Source organism: Scandinavium hiltneri, assembly GCF_024764835.1.
In the GTDB taxonomy this organism is placed as follows: Bacteria; Pseudomonadota; Gammaproteobacteria; order Enterobacterales; family Enterobacteriaceae; genus Scandinavium; species Scandinavium hiltneri.
The window spans coordinates 1-447 of record NZ_JALIGE010000031.1; the positions used below are offsets into that span (position 1 = coordinate 1).

Genomic DNA, 447 nt, shown 5'->3' on the forward strand with positions numbered 1-447 from the left:
GTTAAAGCCCCCCTCAGTCACATAGACCCGCGAGTAACCGTTTTCTGACAGCGTCGTCACCATATAACCGGCGTTAATCATCTCCGTAGAGGGGGCATTCATAAGGGTAAGAAAACCGCGTCCCCGACACCATTGATAAAAGCGAGTACGACCATAGCCAAATGAATCACCGACATCAGAAAGGTTTCTCAACCTGTCACAATCATCTGATAATGAAGGTAAATCACCACTATCTTTAGGTATTTCAGGTTTATTTGCCAAAATAAAGCTCCCTTTAATTTCTTCATCATCATGACAAACACTCATCCTTGCTGAATCTAAAAAATTTGCACATAAATTGCAATCTTATTACCGGTAAATTCAATATTGGCTTTAATTTTGATTATTTAGAAAAAGCAATGTAAATATCTTTTCTTTAATAGCCACTGAATAAATATCCTTTTACAG

The 447-nt window shown here is 37.6% G+C and carries 1 protein-coding gene; it reads right to left on the reverse strand.

Annotated elements, in window-relative coordinates; genetic code table 11:
• Positions 1-261 (reverse strand): hypothetical protein (locus tag MUU47_RS00130; RefSeq protein ID WP_258986109.1); only part of this gene is annotated, 261 nt, incomplete at its 3' end.
• Between the last annotated feature and the right edge of the window lie 186 nt (positions 262-447).